17 protein-coding genes and 1 pseudogene are annotated in these 15,433 nt (G+C 57.7%); 10 read left to right on the top strand and 8 right to left on the bottom strand.

All coding sequences use genetic code 11. The features are described from left to right. Positions 1–63 precede the first annotated feature (63 nt). Positions 64–209 (bottom strand): annotated as a pseudogene (locus HGP16_RS34695) (IS66 family transposase); the annotation flags it as partial. 46 nt (positions 210–255) lie between these two features. Then, positions 256–1,131, bottom strand: coding sequence for a LysR family transcriptional regulator (locus HGP16_RS18530; protein WP_168841490.1), 876 nt, complete (start codon positions 1,129–1,131; stop codon positions 256–258). Between the two features lie 110 nt (positions 1,132–1,241). Between HGP16_RS18530 and HGP16_RS18525 the strand changes: the two genes are divergently transcribed. From HGP16_RS18525 to HGP16_RS18515, 3 genes are all read left to right on the top strand, one after another. Further along, complete coding sequence (locus HGP16_RS18525; RefSeq protein ID WP_168841489.1) at positions 1,242–2,684, top strand: MFS transporter; 1,443 nt, start codon at positions 1,242–1,244, stop codon at positions 2,682–2,684. A 269-nt stretch (positions 2,685–2,953) separates the two neighbouring features. After that, entirely contained in the window at positions 2,954–3,331 is a 378-nt protein-coding gene (locus HGP16_RS18520; protein ID WP_168841488.1) for a hypothetical protein, read from the top strand. 110 nt (positions 3,332–3,441) lie between these two features. Beyond that, positions 3,442–4,923 carry a multicopper oxidase family protein gene (locus tag HGP16_RS18515; protein ID WP_168841487.1) on the top strand — a complete coding sequence of 494 codons (1,482 nt, stop codon included), beginning with the start codon at positions 3,442–3,444 and terminating at the stop codon, positions 4,921–4,923. Between the two features lie 132 nt (positions 4,924–5,055). On the opposite strand, the gene HGP16_RS18510 is transcribed toward HGP16_RS18515, so the two are convergent. Next, on the bottom strand, positions 5,056–5,904 hold the full coding sequence (locus HGP16_RS18510; RefSeq protein WP_168841486.1) for an alpha/beta fold hydrolase: 849 nt from the start codon (positions 5,902–5,904) through the stop codon (positions 5,056–5,058). Positions 5,905–6,059: 155 nt separating this feature from the next. On the opposite strand from HGP16_RS18510, the gene HGP16_RS18505 reads away from it, so the two are divergent. Then, the gene (locus tag HGP16_RS18505) at positions 6,060–6,965 is read left to right on the top strand and encodes a LysR family transcriptional regulator (RefSeq protein WP_168841485.1); all 906 of its coding nucleotides are present in this window, start codon (positions 6,060–6,062) and stop codon (positions 6,963–6,965) included. A gap of 339 nt (positions 6,966–7,304) precedes the next feature. Here HGP16_RS18505 and HGP16_RS18500 read toward each other — a convergent pair whose 3' ends face one another. Then, complete coding sequence (locus HGP16_RS18500) at positions 7,305–7,499, bottom strand: hypothetical protein (protein ID WP_168841484.1); 195 nt, start codon at positions 7,497–7,499, stop codon at positions 7,305–7,307. 342 nt (positions 7,500–7,841) lie between these two features. Between HGP16_RS18500 and HGP16_RS18495 the strand changes: the two genes are divergently transcribed. From HGP16_RS18495 to HGP16_RS18485, 3 genes are all read left to right on the top strand, one after another. Next, a complete protein-coding gene (locus HGP16_RS18495; protein WP_168841483.1) occupies positions 7,842–8,138 on the top strand; it encodes a PRC-barrel domain-containing protein in 297 nt (98 codons plus the stop codon). An 883-nt stretch (positions 8,139–9,021) separates the two neighbouring features. Then, positions 9,022–9,519: a histidine kinase gene (locus tag HGP16_RS18490; RefSeq protein ID WP_168841482.1), complete on the top strand. Its 498-nt coding sequence runs from the start codon at positions 9,022–9,024 to the stop codon at positions 9,517–9,519. A gap of 328 nt (positions 9,520–9,847) precedes the next feature. Then, on the top strand, positions 9,848–10,150 hold the full coding sequence (locus HGP16_RS18485; RefSeq protein WP_168841481.1) for a hypothetical protein: 303 nt from the start codon (positions 9,848–9,850) through the stop codon (positions 10,148–10,150). A 73-nt stretch (positions 10,151–10,223) separates the two neighbouring features. Here the strand turns inward: HGP16_RS18485 and HGP16_RS18480 are convergent, their stop codons facing one another. Continuing rightward, on the bottom strand, positions 10,224–11,015 hold the full coding sequence (locus HGP16_RS18480; protein ID WP_168841480.1) for an SDR family NAD(P)-dependent oxidoreductase: 792 nt from the start codon (positions 11,013–11,015) through the stop codon (positions 10,224–10,226). A gap of 209 nt (positions 11,016–11,224) precedes the next feature. On the opposite strand from HGP16_RS18480, the gene HGP16_RS18475 reads away from it, so the two are divergent. After that, positions 11,225–11,752, top strand: coding sequence for a DUF4142 domain-containing protein (locus tag HGP16_RS18475; protein WP_168841479.1), 528 nt, complete (start codon positions 11,225–11,227; stop codon positions 11,750–11,752). 102 nt (positions 11,753–11,854) lie between these two features. Continuing rightward, a complete protein-coding gene (locus HGP16_RS18470) occupies positions 11,855–12,106 on the top strand; it encodes a YMGG-like glycine zipper-containing protein (RefSeq protein WP_168841478.1) in 252 nt (83 codons plus the stop codon). Positions 12,107–12,598: 492 nt separating this feature from the next. Here the strand turns inward: HGP16_RS18470 and HGP16_RS18465 are convergent, their stop codons facing one another. From HGP16_RS18465 to HGP16_RS18455, 3 genes are read right to left on the bottom strand one after another with little or no spacing between them, the layout of a single operon-like run. Further along, positions 12,599–12,835 carry a hypothetical protein gene (locus HGP16_RS18465; protein ID WP_246705577.1) on the bottom strand — a complete coding sequence of 79 codons (237 nt, stop codon included), beginning with the start codon at positions 12,833–12,835 and terminating at the stop codon, positions 12,599–12,601. Beyond that, positions 12,822–13,412 carry a DUF2934 domain-containing protein gene (locus HGP16_RS18460; protein WP_168841477.1) on the bottom strand — a complete coding sequence of 197 codons (591 nt, stop codon included), beginning with the start codon at positions 13,410–13,412 and terminating at the stop codon, positions 12,822–12,824. The genes HGP16_RS18465 and HGP16_RS18460 overlap by 14 nt, the downstream gene beginning before the upstream one ends. A 26-nt stretch (positions 13,413–13,438) precedes the next feature. After that, the gene (locus tag HGP16_RS18455) at positions 13,439–13,966 is read right to left on the bottom strand and encodes a DUF4142 domain-containing protein (RefSeq protein ID WP_168841476.1); all 528 of its coding nucleotides are present in this window, start codon (positions 13,964–13,966) and stop codon (positions 13,439–13,441) included. Between the two features lie 954 nt (positions 13,967–14,920). Here HGP16_RS18455 and HGP16_RS18450 point away from each other — a divergent pair. Beyond that, entirely contained in the window at positions 14,921–15,295 is a 375-nt protein-coding gene (locus HGP16_RS18450; RefSeq protein WP_168841475.1) for a VOC family protein, read from the top strand. Positions 15,296–15,433 lie beyond the last annotated feature (138 nt).

Raw genomic sequence — 15,433 nt, 5'->3', positions numbered from 1 at the left:
TATTTTTGCGCCGGTACCGTAGCGAGCATGATGTCAGGATTGAGTGGCCAGTGCGATAGGTCAGTTGTATCCCGCGTAGCGATCTGCAGGGCGCTGCTTCAAGTCCCAATATCCGTTCGGCATGTTGCCCGCCGTGACCCAGGAGCATAGGTGAAGGCGAGGCCAGGTGACGCGCCGCCACCCCACGGTCGGTCATCGCGGCCGACGCTAAGGGTAAAATACGCGAGAAGCGCGTTGGCACGTCCGCTACCGCACCTAAGAGATCTTCGGATCGAACTGCTGGACGAGAGCATCAATCACGACCTGAATTCGCGCGGTCTTATAAAGATCGGCATGGGCGACGAGCCAGACATCGAAATCAGCAGAACGATCGGGGATGATCCTTACCAATTCAGCCTCGGCATCGGCGCGGTAACAGGGTAGTTCGGCCACTCCGATACCGGCAACCGCCGCATCGACGAGCGTGACGGACGACGAAGCCCGCAATACAACCCTACCACTCGCGGCCGGTTCCCCGCAAAGCGCGGAGCAACCCGTCGGAGCAACCTTCTGCCGGTAGACGACGAGATCATGGCTCGTGAAATCACTGCCGAAAACCGGGGTGCCGCGCGACGTTAGATAGGCTCGCGAGGCGTATATACCCGTTTCCAGCGTGGCAAGACGGCGCACGATCAGGTCGGGCGCTTCTGGGCGCAACGTGCGAATGGCGATATCGGCCTCGCGCCGGGTCAGGTTGGCAATGTCCTGTGAGGTCAGGCAATCGACCTCTATACCAGGATGCTGTTTTCGTATGCTGGCGATGGCCGGAAGGACATACCGCTTTGCGAGCGAGTCGGTGGTCGCAAGCCGCACAGATCCGGTCAGTCGCTCGTCTAGCCCCAAAACACGCCGCTCCATCTGCACGATGGATCGCTCGATTACTTCCGCGGGCTCGACCAATGCCTCGCCTGCGGGCGTCAGCACATAAAGCGACGGCGTTCGCAGAAACAGCCGCGCCCCGAGTTCATCTTCTAACGCTACCAATCGTCGTCCCACCGTCGCCTGATCAACATTCAGCTGGCGTGCGGCGCTGCGAAGCGTGCCGCTGCGCACCAGAGCCAAGAAGAAGCGGGCATGATCCCAGTTCGGCATAGGCAACCTCCTCCAAAACGATCGATGCGTTTGTGCATCACAGCAAAGCATATACTCTGCTTTATCGCATCATCATCAACCTTAAAATTGAATCGGACAGGAGGTGTCCGATGATGGAATGCAACACATTGAAGAGCAATCAAGCCGATGCTTCTGGTATCGAAAACGAGGTTATTTCACTTGAGCGGCGCCGACTGGCTCTTTGGCTCGTAGCCGGCGGCATGTTCATGGCGGTGCTCGACGCCACCATTGTCAATGTCGCCTTGCCGGCGATGCGCGCCGATCTCAATGCGACGGTCAGCGGTCTCGCCTGGATTGTCGACGCTTATACACTCAGCATGGCGGCGCTGATCCTTGCCGGAGGCATCCTCGCCGATCGCGGGGGCGCAAAACGCGTCTACCTTCTCGGCCTCGCGCTATTTGCAGCCGCCTCCGCGATATGCGGCGGAGCCAGCATAGTCGCGTGGCTCGTCGCGGCGCGCTTTGCACAGGGCGCGGGAGCAGCCCTATTCCTACCCGCCTCGCTGTCCATTGTGCGGGGCGTTTTTAATGATCCGGAACAGCGGGCGAAGGCGATCGCGACTTGGGCCGGAATCGCCTCGGTCGCGGCCGCGATCGGGCCGGTCGCTGGTGGAGTGCTGGTTGGCAGCTTCGGCTGGCGGAGCGTTTTCCTCGTCAATCTGCCCACCGGCATGTTGGTGTTCGCCCTGACGGCGTGGATCGTGCCGGACCGATCCGCGCAGCGGGCGCGGCGGTTTGATTGGGCCGGACAGTTCCTCAGTATCGTCACGTTAGGTGCCCTCTGCTTCGCCGCGATCGAATATCCTACATGGGGCATCGGGTCGCCGGTAGTCTGGCTTGCCAGCATCATTGCTGCCAGCGCGGCAATCGGTTGGTCCCTGATCGAGAGCCGGGTTCCCGATCCCATGGTCCCGCTCATGTGGTTCCGCAATCCCGTCTTCGTTGCCGCTAATCTGGTGGGGTGTCTCGTCTATGTCGGCTATTTCGGAATGCTGTTTGTCCTAAGTCTCTACCTGCATGGCGCATACGGGCTGGACGCGCGCCAAACCGGGTTCGCCATGCTGCCCGTGGCGGCAAGCCTGTCGGCCGGTAATGTGATCGCCGGCAGGGTTCAGGGGAGAATGCCGAAGCACTGCCTCATGGCGGGCAGTCTCATCCTCTCCGCCCTTTCAGCTCCTCTGGCCGCAGAGATGCTTGTCGTTCACGCGTCTTGGCTTGGGATCATCGCGACGCTTGCCGTGTTCGGAATGGGCACCTCCGCTTCCGTGCCACCGATGATCGCGGTTGTGCTGGAACAGGTTCCTGAAACGGCATCCGGTGTTGCGTCCGGCCTGTTGAATGCCTTGCGTCAACTCGGCAGCCTTTTGGGCGTCGCCGCGGCGAGTGCGGCCGTAGCTCTCACTGCGAACTGGTCGAACGCCTTATGCAGTGTGACGGTCTTGGCGGTGGCTGTTTACGTGCTCGCGGCTGCGCTGGGAATCGTTTTTCTAGGTCGGCGCGGTGTGAAGCTCAAGACACGCTCCGAAGCGTAGGAATGGCGGCCGACGCGACGGGTCGGCGAACATTCATATTCCGAGAGTTCTTCGGTTGCGCCCCGCATGTCTCCCGTGGCGCGACGCTTGCCGTTTTCGCGCCATCTTATTCCTGCTGTGGGGCCGCTCGGCTTCGTCGCTCCGGAATGGGATCTACACAGGCCATGGCCGCAATTCTGCCTCGGTCTGTCCTCATTTAATCTTCGCAACGTGGCGGTGGGATTCAATCATCCGACGCTTCGGCTGATCAGGGAAAAGGAGCCGCACACATGGCCGCCGACCGCCGCGGGTTCGCATGGATGAACGCAGTGCTGACCATGCTGGTCGCATTCGCGCTTCTCCTTGTGCCAGCGGCAGGCATGCAGGCGACACCGTGCCATGAGCAGCTGGATCACACACAACGCTCCAGCCTCGTGCAGTCTCCCGTTTTGGAGAACGCCCAGATTTCATTTCAGGGCCGTTTTCATACATCCGACCATAATGGCTGCTGCGTCGCTCAGTGCACCTTCTGCGTCGTCCTGGCGGTCGTCGATAGGGAGGATGCTCCCGCTGCCATGGGTTCCTTCCTCCGTTTTGCATGGGCTGACCAGACTGGCAGCGGTCTGGCGCTTCCGCCCATGCTTGGTCCTCCTCGTCTTTCGGTCTGAAGGTGCCGCGGGCCGCACCATAGCGGCGCCCGGTCGATTCCATGGGCCTCCCTTCGGACGCCCAAGACCAATGGTCGGCATTGCCCGACCTCGACCCAAGGATCAATACAATGAACCGCCGTGATTTTCTCAACGGCCTGATGGTTGGCGCGGCAGCGCTCGTCACATCGGCCGCTCTCCGTCCCATCCGCACCTTTGCGCAGGACGCCCAAACCCCATCCGCACAGGAAGCGTCCAGTATTCTCTCCGTCGGATATAGGACCATCGATGTAAAAGGCAGGTCCGCTCGTGTCTTCGGTGTTCTCCAGCCCGACGGAACGCCAGGACTGACACTGGACGCCGGAACCGAATTCGACGTCGGGCTGGTGAACGCCATCAATGAACCGACTCTGATCCACTGGCACGGGCTGACGCCCCCTTGGGCGACCGACGGCGTGCCGGACAATCCGGCCGCATTGTTGACGCCGTCGGAAACCCGTCGTTACGCCTTTCCGGTCGGCACGGGTGGCACGCACTGGATGCATGCGCATACGCTGCAGGAGCAGAACCTGCTCGCCGCTCCACTCATCGTACGGACTGCGGACGATAAAAGGCGGGACGAGCAGGAGGTCGTCGTTCTGCTCCACGATTTTTCCTTCTTACCGGCGGAGGAGCTGCTAGCGACGCTGCAGGGAAGTGCCGCGCACGGCGCCATGCCGATGAACCACGGTTCGATGCAGGGCATGGCCGGCATGCAGCATATGATGTCCGGCAAGGACCTGTCAGACATGGGGATGTCGGGAATGGCGGCTATGGACCTCAATGACATCGACTACGACGCTTACCTCGCCAATGACCGGACGTTCGATGATCCTGAAATCGTCAGGGTCGAGAAGGGCGGTCGGATCCGCCTCCGCATCATCAACGGCGCTACCGCGACCGCCTTCACCATCGACACCGGCCGCCTCTCCGGGGAACTGATCGCTGTCGACGGCCAGGGCGTGCAGCCGGTCACCGGAACGTCCTTTCCCATTGCCATGGGCCAGCGCCTCGACATTCGCCTCAACCTTCCAAAGGAAGGTGGGGCGTTTCCAATCCTCGCGCTTCGTGAAGGCGCTACGGAACGAACGGGCGTCGTCCTTGCCACCGGTGGCGCGGCCATCCGCAAGATCGCGGTCGAAGGCGATGCGAAGGGACCGGTTCTCGGCCTCGATCTGGAACAGCGGCTGCGTCCAATCAGCCCGCTGGCGGCACGTCCGGCAGATCGCCGCTTTCAACTGTCGTTGACAGGCGATATGGCCGCCTACACCTGGGGCATTAACGGGGCGGACAGTCTCGTCGTCAAACGCGGCGAGCGAATCGAGATCGCGATCGCCAACATGTCGATGATGGCGCATCCGATGCACCTGCACGGCCACCATTTTCAGGTGATCGATATCAACGGAATACCGGTCGCGGGCGCAGTCAGGGACACCGTTCTGCTGCCGCCGATGGCGAGCGTCATCCTGGCCTTCGACGCCGACAATCCCGGCCACTGGCCGCTTCATTGCCATCACCTGTATCACATGGCGACGGGGATGATGGCTTTTGTGACCTACGACGGCCTTGGCTGACGCGATTCCGGTGACCGCGAAGCCCTCTCCCAACCGGTTCAAGCGAGATATACGTCGGTTTGGAACGTCCACATACGCCGCCTGCATAGCAGGCGGCGCTTTCTGGGCTCGATCAGGATCTGGGCAAGAACCTCAGGCGGATGTCTGGTTGAGAAAAGCCACAACCTCTTCGCTGAAGACTTGCGAGTACTCGATATTGGAGAAGTGTACCGCAGGAAAGGTTTTCAGCCTCGCGCCGGGGATCGTACTGGCGATTGCTTCGCCCATAGAAAGTGACGTCACGGTGTCAAATTCGCCGGCGATCACGAGCGTCGGGCTCTGAATGAGGGCAGCGGTGCGACGCATGTCGGCGTCCCGCACGGCGGCAAACAGGCCGGCAAGGCCCTGGCGCGGTGTATTTAGCAACATCTCCCGGAACTGGCGAACGACGGGTCCGTTCGCCGCAATCATCGCGCTCGGAAACCAATTGCCTAGGAAGGTCTCGGCTGCTTCCTTCATGTCGGGCGCGGCGAGCGTTGCGGCTATCGATTTGTCGAAGGTTTCGGCCGGCCCGAGGTAGGAAGATGTATTGCTGAGGACCAGACGCTCGATACGTTCCGGTGAATGGATGGCGAGCCATTGCCCGACCCAGCCGCCGAGGGACAGGCCGAGAAAATGCGCCCTCTTGATCCCGAGCCAACCCATCAACTCCAGCACATCGCGTCCGAGCCGCCCGTCGGAGTACGCGCCAGCCGGGACGTCCGAGCCGCCATGGCCGCGATAATCATAGCGGATGACCCGGAAATGCTCGGCAAATTTGGGAATCTGGAGATCCCACATATGCATGGTGGTCGCAATGGAGTTGGCAAGGATAAGCGCCGGACGGTCGTCCCGTCCATCGATCCTATAGGCGATCTGGACGCCGTCGCCGGTGGTGAAGAATGACAAGGCTGCCGGCTCATCGGGATTGAGCGTGGCGGACGCTGCGGAATTAATCGTCATCGATTTGGTCCTTCTTTTGATGTTGGCACCTTCCGCGCTACTGCGAAACATGGCTCGGGACGCAGCGGACGTTGCCTAGAACATCTCGACGCTAATTCTCGTCTCATTCAGAAAAAATTGAAAAGATTTGAAAAACATTGTAATAAGAATATACAATGCATCCGTTCACGCTCCAGGAAATCCAGTGTTTTGACGCGGTCGTCCGCGAAGGCGGCTTTCAAGCCGCAGCGTCCGCATTGAATAGGTCGCATACGGCCGTGTTTGCAGCCATCGCCAAGCTCGAGACTAACCTTGGCGTCACACTGCTCGATCGCAGCGGCTATCGCGTCGGCCTCACCGAGGCTGGCCGATCCTTTCATCGCAAGGCGCAGGCCCTGCTCGGTGAGATGGAAGCGCTACGAGTGCATGCCAGTCAGCTCACAATGGGAGAGGAGACACATCTGCGCGTGGTCCTCGGCGACACCTGCCCATTGCACAATGGCCTGCAATTGCTTAACGGATTTTTCGCCGGCTTTCCGAATACGCGGCTTGATCTACATTTCGAGACGATCGGGGGGCCGTCCGAGCGGCTTTTCGAAAACGAAGCCGACCTGATCCTTCATTGGATCGACAAATCCGATCCGCGCCTCGAATGGATCGATCTCGGCACGATTTCCTTCGTGCCGTTAGTTGCCCCGGGCTTCCTGCCATTCACATCCTCGCGACTAATCACTCCCGAACAAATGCGTGGGTTGACCCAATGCATTATCCGAGACACGGCGCGGAATATTGCAAAACCCAGTTTCTACGTGGTTGAGGGTGCGCCGCAATGTACAGTCGCCGATCACGCGATGAAGAAGGAGGTCGTCCTTCGCGGCATGGCGTGGGGACATTTGCCACACTTCATGGTCGAGGCAGAATTGCGTGACGGGCGCCTGTTGCCCATCACGGGACAGCATTTCCCGGGCATGGATATCGAGCTTGTGGCAGCGCGGCGCCGTGATCGCCCGCATGGGCCGGTCGCCAACCGGCTTTGGGACTACATCCAAGCGCACTCCCAATTTGCGGATAAGCCGCGTTAGGCCTAGGAGCAGCGCCAAAGGCGATACATCGCTCCAGCTCAAGTGTGATGAAACACAGTATTACATACAGTCAGGCCTTTTGGCGTCCATTGGCTTAATGGGCCATCCCTCAGGATCCCATCAAGAGCAAACCGGATCAAAACGCAATCCTATATCGAAGCGACCGACACTCTCGAAAGTGGGAACATTATTCTAATCTGTCCGTTGATCTGGATGAGAATCAAGGAGGATATGCAAATGCGAAAGATAGTTGTTGCGTGTGCAGCTGCCCTTACAATCGGGATGACCGCTGTGCCTGTATTTGCCGACGAGGTAATTATCGGTCGACCTTCAGATGAGTCAGTCTATCGTCATCATCGCCATCACCCAAGTGTAACTATTGGCGACGAAGGGATTACGGTCGGATCCGTCCGTGACCGGGATCGCTACGAGCGCTACAACGATCGCGGCCGATGCGTGACGAAAAGTGTAACTCGCACCGATGAAAATGGTGATCGTGTCACAAAGACCATGCGACGGTGTGACTAGCGACAACAGAGGATCAAGTCGGGTAGATCACAATGACGATCCGATCATGAAAGATGAGATGCGTATCAAGGCGATCCGATCTCGAAATGACTTGGGTAGTTATCAATTTGGCGCGATCTGGCTGTCGCGCTAGCAGGAGACGTTCGCTTGGATGGTTTTTTACCCGCGATCCCATCTTCACTCAGCCAGAATGGTGACGATGATCAATGACGACACGATCGAACGTCCTGCCCGACCATGTTCGACAGCGGCATCACGGAACAAGAAAACCAGTCACAGCCTGCATTCGCCGAATGGAAACAATTATAGATCATTGACATCAATGCACAACCAAATGGAGGAATGATCATGGACCATAGCAATCACATTCGACTGACCGAGGATGAACTCACACAAGCTAATTTGGAAGGCGCGTCCATCTACGGAGCTGATGACGATAAGATCGGAACAGTCGATCACGTCCATGGAGTGGGTAGTGCTAGTAGTATTGTGATCGACGTCGGCGGCTTTCTTGGCATAGGTGCAAAGCCGGTCTCGGTTCGCGTGACCGATCTCGATTTTATGCGCGACGAAATCGGCGAGATTCACGGCGTGACGTCTTGGACCAAGGATCAGCTGAAGGCGATGCCCGAACACCGAGATTAACGCGCTATGGTTTGACATACGCAAAAACGCAGATTGGCGTGTTGGCAGCGTTAGAAGGCAAGCCGACGAGAACCGGTGCCTGCCCAAGCGGCTTGCCTCCAGCGTCATTCCGATTCATCCGAAAGGAATCCCTACTCATTAACGGTCTATCTCGAATGAATTCGTGTTGGGTCAAGATGCCTAAGCGTGGTCTCGGCTGATACCCGTGTTATATTCACACGTTGCGGATCGGCAGTCGATCAGACAGCCGCTAGGGCGGCCTTTATGGTGCGACGTTGCTTTGCTCAACTGTATCCGGAGTGAGGTCAGGCATGACCCCGCACGTTCTAACCGAAAAGACTATATTAAAAATTTCAGTCAGCTACCCCTCCATTCGTCTCCCATCCACACCACCACCGGATAGTTTGGCTATCCGAGGCTTCCGACATCATATCGCCGATGACCGTGCCTTGCGCGATGTCGCCCTGGGATCGGCCGAGAGCCAAGATCCTGGGACGCGTTTTCTGCGGAATGAATGTCTATTTACAGGGTTGCTGATCTGCTTCATTCAAGAGCACGTCACGTCTCGCCACATAAGTATCTCTGCAATCGTGCGATGCCGTCGGCGGCCTATGACGCGGCAAATGCAACTAAGATATCTATCAGCCATTCACCGTGGCGTTTTACACCCGCGACCAAACTATCCTTGCGCCGTCATCGAGGATGAAGAGGTGATCTGCAACTGCAGATTAACGTCTGAGTGGATGCGCAAGTAATAACAGAATGTGTTGGTTGGACTTATTTCTTAAAGCTTGCTGCGTTGTCGCCAGAGTAGTCACGATTTTAATATGTTGTGTTTAGAAGCTTATGCCGCATATCGGTTTTAAGCTCTAAGGATTCTATCATGAAGAAAATTATCGCATTTGCCTTGCTTGCATTAACGTCTCCCATCGCGGCGCACGCTGCGACCTTGACATTTCCTGGTGACAAGCCGGTTGCAAGTATCACCATCCCGGATAGCTGGAAGCCGGAGGAAACCGAGGGCGGCGGCGTCCAGGGTACCTCGGACGATTCTGCGGTCTATCTTTCAGCCGAAGTCGCCAGCGACAAATCCATCGACAAAGTTGTCAGCAGTGCGATCGACTTTCTGGCAAAAAACAAAATAACGATCGACACTTCGACTCAAAAGGAGACGCCCACCACCGACGTCAATGGTTTGCAGATGGCCACTTTGGAGTGGGATGGTAAAGACGAAGATGGTCCCGTTAGCATAGGCTTGCTAATCGTACAGGTGAATGCTGACAACGCTCTCGTCGTGACGTACTGGGGAGACAAAGGCGAAGAAGACAAGCACGATGCTGAAGTCAAGGCAATCGTCACCTCGATCAAGCCGGTCGAGTGACTTAGTCTGTAGCAGTGGTTGCCTTATCATCGCTGGCTGTGGGTTGTTGAGTTCCGCCCCGTTTTGGCCTTCATTCCGCCCGGCGATCACTCAGCCGGGTGGAGACAGACCTGCGAAATGGTTCGCTATTTTGAACCAACTGCGGGTCATAGTGGCGGGGATTGAGGTCAAGCTGGTACAGCGCCCAGCGATATTTACGCTGGGCCACCTTGGGACTGGAAGGCGAGCAGCGGCTCTTGTCCCCACCAGCCCTGATACCGCCATCGTTTACGGCAAATGACGGGCGGCCGATGTCCGGCGCGATTCGAAATGTACACGAGGAAAATCGATGCTGAAATTCACCTTTGCCGCCGCAGCGGGTCTGCTATCCCTGACCCAGCTCGCCAGTGCTTCGAGCGACGCCGCTTGGAACGCGCTCTTCGCAAAGGCCAACGGTACCTGCATCGGTCAGTCACGGATGGTTTCTCCGGAAGCGAGCGCCCCTGTTGTTTTCGACGACGCCACGGGCAAGATTGCGATCCTTCTTCGTGAGAAGAGCGGCAAGTCGAAGAAGATGGTCAATCTGATTTGCCTATACGACAAGAAGTCTGGCAAGGCGTCCATCGCCGAATACCAGTGGCTGGGTCAGTAAGCCCTGTTAGGTAGCACCTCAATCGCAGGCGAGAAAGCTCGCCTGCGTAGATGTTGTCAGATTGGCTCTCCGGTTAAAGCGTGTCGAGGACGCCACCGTCGACGCGAACGGATGCGCCGGTGGTTGCAGACGCCTGTGGCGACGCCAGATAGGTAACAAGGTTGGCAATTTCCTCTACGCTCGCCGCGCGTTGAATTATCGAGCTGCCGCGATGCTGCTTGACGAAGGCGGTAGCAAGTTCCTCGAAGGGTTTACCGGTCTTCGCGCGCTCTTCTGCCAGCATCGCTTCGACGCCTTCGGTGAGCGTTGGACCGGGCAGTACTGAGTTCACGGTGACGCCAGTGCCCGCCATCCGTTTCGCAAGACCGCGGGCGACTGCGATATCAGCCGTCTTGCTGACGCCGTAGTGGATCATCTCGACCGGAATGTTGAAGCCGGATTCTGATGCGATGAAGATAACACGGCCCCAGTTCTGCTTCTCCATCCCAGGGAGGTACGCCCGTGCCAGCCTGATGGCAGACATGACGTTCACTTGCCAGTGGCGGTCCCAGACTTCGTCTTCAGCGTCAAAGAAATCGATCGGCTGGAAGATGCCGGCGTTGTTGATAAGGATGTCCACATGGGGGACCTCGCCCACCAGCGCGTTGCAACCCTCCTTGGTAGAGAGATCGGCTGCGGCGGCCATCACGCTCCCCCTTCCTCCTTCGCCTTTCAAGCGTTCGGCAGCCTTCGTGGTCTTGTCTTCTGAGCGGCCGTTTACCACGACGTCCGCACCAGCTCGCGCCAGCTGACTGGCAATCGCGTAGCCAATGCCTTCTGTGGATCCGGTGATCACAGCCGTCTTTCCTGTGAGATCGATCTGCATGGTGGCTCCTTCGGGTTGAGACATGGGAATGTATCAGCGCTGTAAAGGATGGCAATTACCTGCGCGGTTCGGTCGCCGCCGCCCAGCCCGATCTACCGCGAGACGACCACGAAACCATCGGAGGTTCACTACCGCAATCGCAAATCCTCTTGCCCGGGAACTCTTCGGTCATTCAGTTGTTCTAACGACAGCGAACGGAGGAGATTCCGATGAAACGCGTCGCTATCGTTGCTCTGGCGGTCTTAGCCGCCGCCCCTGCCTTTTCGCAATCAGCCGCCGAGAAAACGGGGGTTAACTCCCTGGTCGGCGTCGCACCGAAAACTCGCGATTTCATCAAGGAGGCAGCGACGAGCGATAGGTTTGAAATCGTCGCCGGTCAGCTTGCGCTCAAGCGAGGTGACGACGCCACGAAGACCTTTGCGCAGCAGATGGTGACCGATCATCAGAAGACCACCGGTGAGCTCAAAGAATTGGTTTCTTCAGGGAAGGTAAAAGCACCGCTTCCCAATGCCATGACATCAAGCCAGCAGGCTATGCTGAAGACGCTCGGCGGTCTGCAGGGGGTGCTATTCAACAAGCAATATCATGCTGATCAAGTAAAAGTTCACAAGGGGGCTGTCGATCTCTTCAAGCGCTACGCAGCAGGTGGTGACAATGCTGATTTGAAGGCATGGGCGGCGAGCACGCGGCCTGCCATTGAACACCATTTTCAGATGGCCAAGGACCTGAACAAATAGCGAGGAAAGTACCGTGCCTGCTCGCATGGAGATTGGCGGCTTAAATGTCACTTCGCCTATAAGATGCATTGAGATTGAACCAACTTCGAAAGGAAGACGAAGATGAGACACGTGTTCAGCGCTGGGATTGTGGTCGCACTGCTGACGGCATGTTCGCCGACGGAGCAAGGTGCTGGGATTGGAGCTGCTACGGGAGCCGTGGTCGGGGGCGTCGCCACGGGGAACGTTCGAGGAGCGGCGGTGGGCGCTGCGATTGGTGGCGTGTCCGGTGCACTCATCGGCAATGTCGCGGGACAGCCGGGCCAATGCTATTACCGTGATCGCTATGGCCGCCGTTACGTAGACCGCTGCTGATCGCTCATACGAGCCGGCAAATCGAAACGGACGCCAAACAAGGTTGAGGTGGAGTGCCGATCGTGCCGTGCGATGGGTCGTGCCTCGCCTTTGCTTCGGTTAATTTCGCCATCACAAACATGGTCGGCATCCTAACATCGATCGAAGCCGATGGTCGGAAAGCAGGGTCAGTACTATCCCCACACGGGAGACGGGCGCTGGGCACGCCTCCCTCACGAATTGGGAGGGCCGTGCGACAAGGCGATGCTGCAGAGGCGTCGCCGAGTGCTCCCAGCAAGAAGGCCTAGTTTTTCACGACGAACCCTTCGAACAGAAACTACTTTGCGGGTGGCGCAAGGGTACAATGGCGGAATGAGGGTCGGCGAACAGGCGCAGGAAGGTTGAGACGTGCATCAGGCTCTCCTATCAAATTACGCCTCTTGGCGGTTAACCGGGCAATCGCGCCTCTTAGAAGTCCGGCTTACGCTGGAAGGCGTTGTTTCAAGTGGCATTCTATCCTCGAAACTCACCGTCATTCATATCGCGCTCGTCGTAATGGACGTCCCAGTCCTTTGCGTCTTTGTCCTTGCCCGGCGGCTTCTTGCTGACCGTCGCGTCGGTGGAATGCGTGATGACACGCGGCTTGGCGCTGCTGACGCCGTCGTTGGATCCGCCAGCGTGGTTGCTTTCGGACTGGCCTCTGGCGTCCCTTTCGATTTGCGTATTGGACGGGCTTTCATTTTTTGCCACGTTTGGGCTCCTGGACGGTTGGGCTTGCAGTCTCGATTGTTCCCTGGGAAGGCTGCGTCTTGCCCATCGCACGGTCCAGTCCCTTTCCAGTCCCTCGAGCTACACGGGAGCGACGGCGCCCGGTGGTGGGATTATCCGCAGAGCGAGAGTCATCTGTCTCGACTGGACTCGTTTCGAGATCACCACGGCCGAGCGCGCCCCATGACGGATCCCATTCGACGCCCTCGACGAGCTCTACGAAAATCGGCTTGCCGCTATCTCCATTGTGGGATTCGGCAAGTTTAAAAGCGGCTTCGGGCTCCATCTCCTCGCCAGGAAATATCGTATCGTCTTCGCCCGTCTCGGCAATCTTGCGAACGTATCCGCGAATCTGATCGCCGGAATGATAAAATTTGATCACAAGCGATCCCGCGGCCGCTGCACCAGGATCATATGGCACGTACCGAGCGTCTTGATCCGCTACCCCGGTCTCGCCGTCATCGGCCTGATACCAATGCGCAAGATCCCGACCTTCGGGGCGCCCCTCGCTTTCCCAAAGTTGATAGGCGCGCAGCTTTCTTGCTTCTTCATCGGTCATGATTTTCCTCCTGTCATGCCCGCAGCCTACTTGTTGAGGCCCTTCGCCATCTGCAAGTGGTGTTCCAGAGCCGGACGCGTACTGGCGGCCCACGCCTTCAAATCGGCATTGTCACCACCTTCGGCATAGCGCTTGAAGAGATCGACCGCATCCTCATGAACGGATTGCTGATCGGCATGATATCGCTTGTTGAAGTCTGCGCCCTGAAGCCCGTTCAACTTATCGAGCATGCTTTGTTGACTGGATGTCATGGCTGTCGGAAGCGATGCCTTCACCTTGCCGCTTGCAACCAGTCCCTTGAGTTCGTCGGTGGTCTTCTGATGATCGGTCACCATCTGCTGGGCGAATGCTTTTGTTGCAGCGTCACCGCGTTCCAAGGCAAGCTTGCTGGAGGCAATCTCGAACATATCACTGGTCGCCGCTTCCTGAACGAAGTCATCGGTCTTTGGCGCAACGCCGATCAGGGAATTGACGCCGGTCTTCTCGGCCGCAGACTGCGCGAAAGCCGGACCGGCGAGCACGAGGGCGAGTGATACGATAGCGAAGTGTTTCATGAGAACCTCCTGGATTGTCTTCCGCCTAAACGGTTAGTCGACCCCGAGTGTTCCACGGAAAATCCAGCGGCTCTCTTATTTCCGCAATATCTAGATGGCATATTTGAACGTGCAGGTGTCTTGCACACCTGCTCTTCTTGTTGGCTTCTCCCAGTCGCTTTGCTACTCAAGATCCTTAGGGCAAGGCAAGGCTTGTCAAGCCGCAGGCCGCATCTAGATTGACATTTACCTTATGCGCATTGTCGGGACCTGAGGCTTGCCCGCCCAGAGACCCATGAGCTTTGGAATTGACTGGATATGCTGCATATCTACGATGTGGATCGCTTCACTAAATGCGTACCTCAAACCCTGACGGACTAGAACTCGCGGGTTCCTTTGATCTCGATGCGCACCGTTTATTTGCTACCTGTTCAATAAGCGCCGCCAGGCGGGCGCCGATCTCGCGTATTTCGCGGTTTCGATGCTGAAGCTCCCGCAGGTAAAGGTGTTGCTGGGACGTTAGCGGCATATGCACGCGAATTAGAAGGAAATCGGCAAAAACTTAACACATTGGACGAGATGCACGATCTTTTCGAAAGGGCGGTGAGTAGAGGTGTCGGGCTAGTAGCGTTCGGTGATTGAGCTGAAGTGATTCTGAAATCCGAAATCGCTTTCTCGGCGAAACATCGACTTATGCTTGGCGACAGCGTTTGCGAGTTCCCGATCCGAAATTGAGTTGTCCATTAATCCAATGTCCTCGAGGCGCACCATGTCGCTGCCGCGGCGCGCGCGATCGCAATCGAGTGACAACGATTATCCACACCGGACATTGCGGCCGGCGCGAAGCGTCCTATTCTGCGATGTGCAAAAATCCGGAAAACAAGTGCGGCGTTAGTCGAGAGTTTTGCGGCTGACCCATGGCTGGGTTAGATTGGCCTGGATGGGACCCATTGGATACTATGCTGGAGATGAAGCATGTTCACGCACATCATGATCGGAAGTAACGACTTGGAGCGAGCCAGGAGCTTCTACGACGCCACGTTCGTTGCATTGGGAGGCAATCCGGGCGAGATGGATGCGAGAGGAAGGCTGATCTATGTCCACGAGGGCGGTCGGCTGATGATCACGACACCGATCGACGGCAAGCCCGCAACCGCGGCGAACGGCGGGACTATCGGTATAGCCGCCGCGAGCCAAGATCACGTTCTCGCCTGGCATGCCGCCGGTATCGCGCATGGCGGCACAGCGATCGAGAGCCTGCCTGCGGAGCGACCAAACGGGGCGTTCGTCGCGTATCTTCGCGATCCTGATCGAAATAAATTGACCGCGCGGACTAAGCCGACGAAATGACTTAGGTCTCAGGCAGCGCGTTGTAGACAGCGTGATTGATGCTAAAGAGGCGAACAGCCGTGGGAATGTCGGCTTCTGGCGAACCTTCGTCGTTGCGGCAGGCGGCAAGCCGATCCCGAGAGCGGCTGTCTGGCGCAA

The organism is Rhizobium sp. P40RR-XXII, assembly GCF_012641405.1.
Lineage (GTDB): Bacteria > Pseudomonadota > Alphaproteobacteria > Rhizobiales > Rhizobiaceae > Rhizobium.
The sequence above is the reverse complement of the archived record's forward strand: the minus strand, read 5'-3'. Positions and strand labels throughout refer to the sequence as shown.

Excerpts from the sequence above, each read along its gene's own strand:
- HGP16_RS18525 (WP_168841489.1), top strand. The coding sequence starts at position 1,242 with ATGATGGAATGCAACACATTGAAGAGCAATCAAGCCGATGCTTCTGGT.
- HGP16_RS18485 (WP_168841481.1), top strand. The coding sequence starts at position 9,848 with ATGCTGAAATTCACCTTTGCCGCCGCAGCGGGTCTGCTATCCCTGACC.
- HGP16_RS18520 (WP_168841488.1), top strand. The coding sequence starts at position 2,954 with ATGGCCGCCGACCGCCGCGGGTTCGCATGGATGAACGCAGTGCTGACC.
- HGP16_RS18460 (WP_168841477.1), bottom strand. The coding sequence starts at position 13,412 with ATGACCGATGAAGAAGCAAGAAAGCTGCGCGCCTATCAACTTTGGGAA.
- HGP16_RS18510 (WP_168841486.1), bottom strand. The coding sequence starts at position 5,904 with ATGACGATTAATTCCGCAGCGTCCGCCACGCTCAATCCCGATGAGCCG.
- HGP16_RS18480 (WP_168841480.1), bottom strand. The coding sequence starts at position 11,015 with ATGCAGATCGATCTCACAGGAAAGACGGCTGTGATCACCGGATCCACA.
- HGP16_RS18490 (WP_168841482.1), top strand. The coding sequence starts at position 9,022 with ATGAAGAAAATTATCGCATTTGCCTTGCTTGCATTAACGTCTCCCATC.
- HGP16_RS18505 (WP_168841485.1), top strand. The coding sequence starts at position 6,060 with ATGCATCCGTTCACGCTCCAGGAAATCCAGTGTTTTGACGCGGTCGTC.
- HGP16_RS18515 (WP_168841487.1), top strand. The coding sequence starts at position 3,442 with ATGAACCGCCGTGATTTTCTCAACGGCCTGATGGTTGGCGCGGCAGCG.
- HGP16_RS18450 (WP_168841475.1), top strand. The coding sequence starts at position 14,921 with ATGTTCACGCACATCATGATCGGAAGTAACGACTTGGAGCGAGCCAGG.
- HGP16_RS18455 (WP_168841476.1), bottom strand. The coding sequence starts at position 13,966 with ATGAAACACTTCGCTATCGTATCACTCGCCCTCGTGCTCGCCGGTCCG.
- HGP16_RS18530 (WP_168841490.1), bottom strand. The coding sequence starts at position 1,131 with ATGCCGAACTGGGATCATGCCCGCTTCTTCTTGGCTCTGGTGCGCAGC.
- HGP16_RS18495 (WP_168841483.1), top strand. The coding sequence starts at position 7,842 with ATGGACCATAGCAATCACATTCGACTGACCGAGGATGAACTCACACAA.
- HGP16_RS18470 (WP_168841478.1), top strand. The coding sequence starts at position 11,855 with ATGAGACACGTGTTCAGCGCTGGGATTGTGGTCGCACTGCTGACGGCA.
- HGP16_RS18475 (WP_168841479.1), top strand. The coding sequence starts at position 11,225 with ATGAAACGCGTCGCTATCGTTGCTCTGGCGGTCTTAGCCGCCGCCCCT.